The 6,829-nt window shown below is 33.5% G+C and carries 11 protein-coding genes; 7 read left to right on the top strand and 4 right to left on the bottom strand.

Annotated elements, in window-relative coordinates; translation table 11 throughout:
• The first annotated feature begins 118 nt into the window (after window positions 1–118).
• Window positions 119–880: a DUF3800 domain-containing protein gene (locus A194_RS0113525; RefSeq protein ID WP_017187354.1), complete on the top strand. Its 762-nt coding sequence runs from the start codon at window positions 119–121 to the stop codon at window positions 878–880.
• Between the two features lie 573 nt (window positions 881–1,453).
• Here the strand turns inward: A194_RS0113525 and A194_RS0113520 are convergent.
• On the bottom strand, window positions 1,454–1,879 hold the full coding sequence (locus A194_RS0113520) for a hypothetical protein (RefSeq protein ID WP_017187353.1): 426 nt from the start codon (window positions 1,877–1,879) through the stop codon (window positions 1,454–1,456).
• Between the two features lie 212 nt (window positions 1,880–2,091).
• On the opposite strand from A194_RS0113520, the gene A194_RS0113515 reads away from it, so the two are divergent.
• A complete protein-coding gene (locus A194_RS0113515; protein WP_017187352.1) occupies window positions 2,092–3,027 on the top strand; it encodes a hypothetical protein in 936 nt (311 codons plus the stop codon).
• Here A194_RS0113515 and A194_RS0113510 read toward each other — a convergent pair whose 3' ends face one another.
• Window positions 3,028–3,294: an AbrB/MazE/SpoVT family DNA-binding domain-containing protein gene (locus A194_RS0113510; RefSeq protein WP_017187351.1), complete on the bottom strand. Its 267-nt coding sequence runs from the start codon at window positions 3,292–3,294 to the stop codon at window positions 3,028–3,030.
• An 86-nt stretch (window positions 3,295–3,380) separates the two neighbouring features.
• Here A194_RS0113510 and A194_RS0113505 point away from each other — a divergent pair, with 86 nt between their 5' ends.
• Window positions 3,381–3,704 carry a hypothetical protein gene (locus tag A194_RS0113505; RefSeq protein ID WP_017187350.1) on the top strand — a complete coding sequence of 108 codons (324 nt, stop codon included), beginning with the start codon at window positions 3,381–3,383 and terminating at the stop codon, window positions 3,702–3,704.
• A gap of 242 nt (window positions 3,705–3,946) precedes the next feature.
• Here A194_RS0113505 and A194_RS0113500 read toward each other — a convergent pair whose 3' ends face one another.
• Window positions 3,947–4,252 carry a hypothetical protein gene (locus tag A194_RS0113500; RefSeq protein WP_017187349.1) on the bottom strand — a complete coding sequence of 102 codons (306 nt, stop codon included), beginning with the start codon at window positions 4,250–4,252 and terminating at the stop codon, window positions 3,947–3,949.
• Window positions 4,253–4,538: 286 nt separating this feature from the next.
• Entirely contained in the window at window positions 4,539–5,126 is a 588-nt protein-coding gene (locus A194_RS0113495) for a recombinase family protein (RefSeq protein ID WP_017187348.1), read from the bottom strand.
• A gap of 202 nt (window positions 5,127–5,328) precedes the next feature.
• Here A194_RS0113495 and A194_RS0113490 point away from each other — a divergent pair, with 202 nt between their 5' ends.
• From A194_RS0113490 to A194_RS0113475, 4 genes are all read left to right on the top strand, one after another.
• A complete protein-coding gene (locus A194_RS0113490; RefSeq protein ID WP_017187347.1) occupies window positions 5,329–5,517 on the top strand; it encodes a hypothetical protein in 189 nt (62 codons plus the stop codon).
• Window positions 5,508–6,056 carry a hypothetical protein gene (locus tag A194_RS0113485; RefSeq protein WP_017187346.1) on the top strand — a complete coding sequence of 183 codons (549 nt, stop codon included), beginning with the start codon at window positions 5,508–5,510 and terminating at the stop codon, window positions 6,054–6,056. The genes A194_RS0113490 and A194_RS0113485 overlap by 10 nt, the downstream gene beginning before the upstream one ends.
• A 61-nt stretch (window positions 6,057–6,117) precedes the next feature.
• Window positions 6,118–6,396, top strand: coding sequence for a hypothetical protein (locus tag A194_RS0113480; protein ID WP_017187345.1), 279 nt, complete (start codon window positions 6,118–6,120; stop codon window positions 6,394–6,396).
• Window positions 6,397–6,400: 4 nt separating this feature from the next.
• On the top strand, window positions 6,401–6,673 hold the full coding sequence (locus A194_RS0113475; RefSeq protein WP_017187344.1) for a hypothetical protein: 273 nt from the start codon (window positions 6,401–6,403) through the stop codon (window positions 6,671–6,673).
• Window positions 6,674–6,829: the final 156 nt, after the last annotated feature.

The following is a 6,829-nucleotide window of genomic DNA, read 5'->3' as shown; positions in this document are numbered from 1 at the left end:
GGCTGGACAAAGCCAAGAGGTTCCTAAGCATAAAGGAAAGTGACTATTTAGTTGTTGATTTAAATTCACCTGCTGATATGTCTGATGAAGTAAATGAAGTTGATTAAGGAGGATTTTTGTGGGTGTTTTATACTTAGATGAGGCTGGGAATACAGGCCTAAATGATTCTCAACAAAAACTATTAATATATGGTGGTCCATATGTAGATGTTCCAAAGTGGAAAGCAGCAACTAATGATTTAAAAGGATTAAAAACAAAATATCTTGGAATCATTGCAAGTAGGTTTCAATCAGGTTTTGAACCAGGAATGAATGTTACAGATTTTTTAGCAGAATTAGGACAAGTTGAATTTTTGCAAAACTTTCACTTTCACGCAAAAAACATAATTAATAGATCGGGCTTATGGAGTAAATTGACAAATGAAGAGCGGTTTATTGTTTTAGAAGAGATTTTAGATGTAGTTATAAAAAGCGACATACCTTTTTACTTTGGAGTATTAGATAAAGAAAGTTATTCACAAAATCCTGACCACCCAAAAGGAAAAATGGATGAATATCGTTTTTTACATGAGGAGTTCTTGACATTTTTGGAAAGTGATATTAACGAGCATGATCAAGTTGTTACTGTCATTGATGACGGTGATGATGGTGAAAAATCAGCTTTAAAGGAATGTTTAAATAATTCAACGAGAAGTAAGTTTTATGGGGAACTGATATGTGGAAAACACAACGAATTTCCTCTATTACAAGTAGCGGACGCTGGGATCTGGATTTTTCAAGCCTATAATCGTTTGAGCCCAGATAGAGTAGACCCATATGCAAACAGAGTAAGAGACTTGTATGAGAAAATGAAGGTAGTCAGTAGAATTCATACCTGTTAAAGGCAATAAAGAAAGCCCCAGGTCACACGATCCGTAGTGGCCTGGGGCTTACCCCCACACGATCCGTAGTGAGGGATATAATATATTATGCCCCAAAAATCAATAAATGCACATTTATAGATGAAAAAAAGACCAAATCTAAAAAGTTTGGCCTTTTTTCCTATGCCCATACGATCCGTAATGAGCAATATTTGGCCGAACGTTCCGTATCGACCTCAATAGATGATTTTAAAACAAGTCACACGATCCGTAGTGGCTTGTTATATTGTAACTTTATTATAACTTATAATTTTGAGATGTCAACAAATATATGATTAAACGATTGCCTATTAAGATTATACCTAATTAAAGGGAAGTTACACTTTTCTTTTTTGCTTCTTAAATAGACAAGGAGAACCGTACCATCGTTAATGGTAAACCAAAATGCAGTTACAATTACACTTAACAAAGAGCAGATTAGTCGAATATTAAAAGATTAAATAAAAAAGAAAGTAACATATAGCAAAGATGTTACTTTTTTTTTAATACTCATTACCATTTGAAGTTGTAAATGCTGATATCATTTGCTTTGACTTACTCAGTGTCCCAATTTAAATCAGTATTACTAATTTGATTATAGAGAGCATGTTCCGATTGCCCATCAACGGTGTAAGCAGTAGAACCACTAACTATGCGATCTCGGTCAAAATGTAATGTATAAGAGTTGTGTGTAGTGTGAAATGTTATCTGATTTTCTAATACAGGGGGTGTAGAAGAAGATTCTTCTTCTAATACCATGTCTGCAGGTTCATTTAATAAGTCGTTAACCACATCATCTTCTTCAATAGAAGCAACAGTTCTTTCATCTTGTGATTCCATTTCAACTGTTATATATCTCACATCTTCATCATCAATCATTTCAGTAACTAACTCTTCATAAGTTAAAGATTCATTAGAAAAAATAATAAAAATAGTGACTACAAGCAAGATACCAATAATTAATGCAGATAATTTCTTCATATAGTACCTCCTTTTCCCTTTTGTTAAATAATAACATAATTGTTTGAGTTCAACCATTGGTGATTTATCCGGGTCAAAACTATATATTTATTCATTATGTTCTTATAACTGTTTCTAAGTTTAACTTGACTTCATTTTTTTCCTTTTTTAACCTTAAGGTAAATATTTCATAGGAATTTATATTCATCTTTTAGAAAATAAGGGGAAATAACATGAAAAAACTTATAACGGCAATTATCGGAGCGGCATTATTGGTGGGTATGCCTGTCGTGGTTTCTGCCGATGAAGAAAGAGAACAGTGTGAGATGACAATTGATGGGGATGTTCATGATTGGGATAATAGAGCACAACCTACAGATCCTTGTGAAAATGTTGAAGGTTATTATTTAGCTGAGAATGACCAGTTTACTATCATGGGGTCAGCGACATATGAAGTTGAATATAGTGGACAAGAATTCGAAATACCGAGTACAAAGTTAGACTATAATCCTATTTTAACTGTTTATATCGTTGAACCTACGGAAGAATCGACTGGTGACGAATCAACCGAAGAAGATAGTGAAAGCAATGAGTCTTCTAATGAAGAAGAAAACGACGATAGTGATAGTTCTTCAAGTGAAGAAGAGTCTTCGGAAGATACGACAGAGGAAACAGAGTCTGATCAAACCAATGAAGATGAAGAACAAGAAGAGTCTTCAAGTGGTTCGTCGGAGGAGTCATCATCTAATGATTCAAGTGATTCTTCTGAGGAATCAGGTAATGGGACTCAAGACGATACATCATCTGAAGAACAATCGAATACAGAGAATGACAGTAATTCTTCTGAAGATAGTACTTCTTCTAGTGAACAGGATACAACAGAAGAACAAGCAAATAATGAGGCTAGAGAAGAAGAGGAGTCAGATGATGAAGGTGAAGAAGAGCAAGAGGAAGAAGTCGTAACAGTATTGGGGGAAGTCGTAGAACATGAACTTAATTCCCATGAAGAGTCATATACTGTAACGAAAGTTGAATCTTATTCGATGATTGCAAGCTCAACCAACGAATCACCATCAATCTTTAAGAACCCGATTACTTGGGTAGGACTTTTAATCTTAGTTGGTTTAAGCGTCATTTTATTGTGGCGTTATAAGCGTTTGAAGCAGTAGTTAAAGTAATTCGCGTCCCATACGGCCGAAAGAAATCTCATCATGACGATTCGAATCAGTTATTTGCTCTAACAAATCATCAAGGGTTGGGTCATCTTGATCCGCTTTAATCAAAATGTGGTTTTCATTTATTTGAATCGTAACAGAAGAACCAGCCTTGAGATCATATTGCTGCACTAGTGAATTCGGTAAAGGAAGAAACAAATCGTCTCCGTATTGAGTAAGGGTGACGTTATGTTCCTTATTGGAATGTTGATTTCGGTTCATGAATCTCACCTCACTTTAAACCTACAATACAATAGCTTAGTTTAGTTATAAAGAAAAACGTTGATTACAATGGGCAGGTGATTAGGATGGATATGTTGTTTAATTATTTATCAGAGGAAGAAAAACAAGAAGTCGTTCACCTAGAAGAAGCTTTTAAAACAGCTTCAACCATCGAGGAAGCTGAATTTTTTTATGACCAATACCGATCATATATGAACCAAGCCAAAAAACGCTATTTAAAGGCTAAGTTTGGTCAATACAACATGACTCTAAACGATAAGTTAACAGATGATGAAAAAGAGCTTATAAAAGAATATGAAACTTCAATGCATCGAGCATGGACTAATAAGGGTGTTAATCGTTATTATGATCAAATATTAACCATTTTAAATAAAGCTCAAAAGCGTTAATTCTGTGAAAAATGATTAAGGTTTCCCCCGCTTATACAGGGGAGTCATATATTATTAAACGTCTTCGAACAAGTTCCGGAACATGGGTTACCCCCACTTCATAAGTAAATAGAGATTACTAAAACAGGAAGGGATATTTTAAACCCTTCCTGTTTTAGTTATAATGAGGGTTAAAAGTTTAAGAGTAGTTTTATAATGTTGCGACTGGAACGTTTAACAACACTTATGTAGATTTAATTCGTTTATACAATCTTACTTTTATATTTAAAGAGGAAGTAAATTATCAGAGGATGAGTAATAAATGGAACTATGATACCCCAAGTGCCTGATTGTTTGTAACCTATGAATGGCTCGATAAACATTAAAAGAATGAATAATATAATCAAAGCCTTTACTTGCTTGATGTCCTTTAAAGCTATAAATGAGATAATCGCTCCTCCTAATAATATTGAATGAAGAATGAAAATACCTCCTTCATTTATAAAAAAAAGCGAAGCGCTAAAACCAATAATTACAAGAACTTTTATTAGTATATATACTATATTCAAAAAAACACCTCCCAAGTTAAATAATCTATATTATCAATATATTCTGAATTTATTATATCATTAAAGATGACTTTGCTCTGTTAGTAAAGCAGCAAAAGAACTGGTCCGATATTTAATAACGGTTAGTTGGAAGTTATTTTACAATGGAGGTTTAAAAATAGTGTTTTTAGGGATATAATATATTATAGTAACTCTTTACTTCACAAGGTAAGGGTTGTTACGCTCTGTGTTGGTTAAATATTTTTCTTACTACCTTGTTGGGAGCAAGGTAGTTTCTTTTTGTCTTTTAGTCAGCCATTGAGTGTTTTTTTAACTCATGGTAAATGGTAGAACGCGGGACGCCTGTCATCTTGCTGATGTCATTCACACTTAAACTGTTTTGTTCTCGTTCATCATATAAGTTTAATGCCTTTTGAATATCTTTAGGATCCTTCCCTTTACGCCCCAGGTGTTTTCCTTGTTTCTTAGCACGTTCTCGACCCTCAGATGTACGTTCTCGGATTAGATCAGCCTCAAACTGTGCAAAGCTTCCCAAAACATTAAATAATAGGGTCTGCATACTGTTTTGTTCCGCACCTGCTTTAAACTCCATGTTGTCTTTAATAAAACGAACGCTAACACCTCTACTATTTAACTCTTGAACGATTTTATTTAAATCAATGATAGATCGTGCCAATCGATCAATTTTGGTTACTATAACCTCATCGCCTTCTCTAACATGATCTAACATAGCCTTTAGCTTTTGTCTGGGCTTTGTACTTGTACCAGTAACTTGTTCAACATAGATCTTTTCGCAATCTTCCTGTTTTAATAATTCCTTTTGTGTTTCTAAATCTTGATTAATAGTCGATACACGAGCATAACCAATTTTCACAGCAGCCACCTCTTTTGTTCAAAAGTTTGTAATGTTTTATACATATTATTATAGACTATGTTTTAGATAAAATAAAGGGAGAAGAAAGATTAAATAAGAAAGTATTATAGCCATGTCTAAAAGTTGAAAGTTTTGGACACCGATGCAATTATAGTATCTAGATGGTTATATGTTAATATTTTGAAAAAGGGGAGTTGTGTTTATGAGTACTATTCTTAGACATATGCAAAAGAATAATAGCGACCTAGAGTTTGTTAACAATCTAAAAGAAACGCAGCAATTTATATCAGAGGTCAAACAGCAACTAAGACGATTCTCAGAGGATTATAAGGAGAATTACCCTAATCTAATAGAGAAGGGTAAAAGTTTGGGGGAAATGGGTTGCTCATAACAGGTGATATGACGCCTGTAGAAGTTGAAAAGATATGCTGTTTAGATAATATAGAAGAGTATTTTATTGAGTCTTATTCAAGAAATGAAAAGTTAGAAAGGGCTTATGAAGCTGTTTTCTACTCAGAACTTTTTGCACCTCATAAAGATTTAGTAAGTGAAATATTCGATTGCTTTAAGTTAGAAAAGTATAAAATTACTATACCATCAGCAATTTTGTTGGTTGAGTTTGCTATATCCCAAATTTCTGATTCTAATAAAATAGGAGATAAATTAAAAACAGAGTTTGAAATTAAGGTGGTTAAAGAACAGAAAGACTATACAGTAGATAAGCTTTCTTATGTGAGTACCCTCTCATTTTTCTCAAAGTTATTTAGAGGCGATAATGTTCGTCCAAAATCAAGAAAAGATGTTTTACATCGTGATTCTGTGCTACATGGAACAAGTCCATCAAAGGAGTGGACAAAGGTTGATGCTGTCATGCTCATTAATGCTCTTTATGCTTTTACGCTTCCCTTTGGAAAAACAAAAGGTGAATAGTAAAAGTGAAATTCATTTGTAAATTTAGAGTAGTTGAAAAAGTGTAAAGGAGAGATGTTTAATGTCTAAGAATCATGAAGAGGTAAAGAATCTATTGGATCGTGTCCCAGGTGTGTCTGAACACATGAACAAGTTGTCCGTTCAAAAAGGAAAAACAATCTTAAAACGTCGTGTTGATCTAGGTTTAACTCAAATAGATATGGTTGAGAAATTGAGTGAAATGGGATTCAATATCTCGAAACAGACTTTATCGATGACAGAGGGCGGCCACGAAGAGGTAGTAAGTTTTGTCTATGATAATATATCAGCGGTCCTAGACGAACTTGAAAGAAGGGAGTGACCTTATGAGAGATGTTCAGCGCATTAGAAGAATAATGCAATTGTTAGAGGATATTTGGCGCCACTTTCCGGATTGGCGGTTTAATCAGTTGGTGTCGAATTTACAGCATATGTATTCAAAAAAACATAATAATTTTGGTAAAAGGAAAGTGTTTGAAAAAGATGGTGAGAGTGATGGTGTTCCGGTAAATTATGTAGATTTATTTTATTTGGAAGATGATCAATTGGAGAAGTTTCTAGAAGAGATCCTCGAAGAATTAAATTGGAGAAAGAGATGATAAAGTTGATTACCGTATGTTAGTAACCACCTTATTGTTATTAAACATATTATGATATATTTAACATGATACATCATAATATATTACAACATAACATATTAGAATAAATTATAATGTAACATAATATATCAAATAATATTTAACATGATATATCAT

The sequence above is a fragment of the Alkalibacillus haloalkaliphilus C5 genome (assembly GCF_000269905.1).
GTDB classification, from domain to species: domain Bacteria; phylum Bacillota; class Bacilli; order Bacillales; family Alkalibacillaceae; genus Alkalibacillus; species Alkalibacillus haloalkaliphilus_A.
The sequence above is the reverse complement of the archived record's forward strand: the minus strand, read 5'-3'. Positions and strand labels throughout refer to the sequence as shown.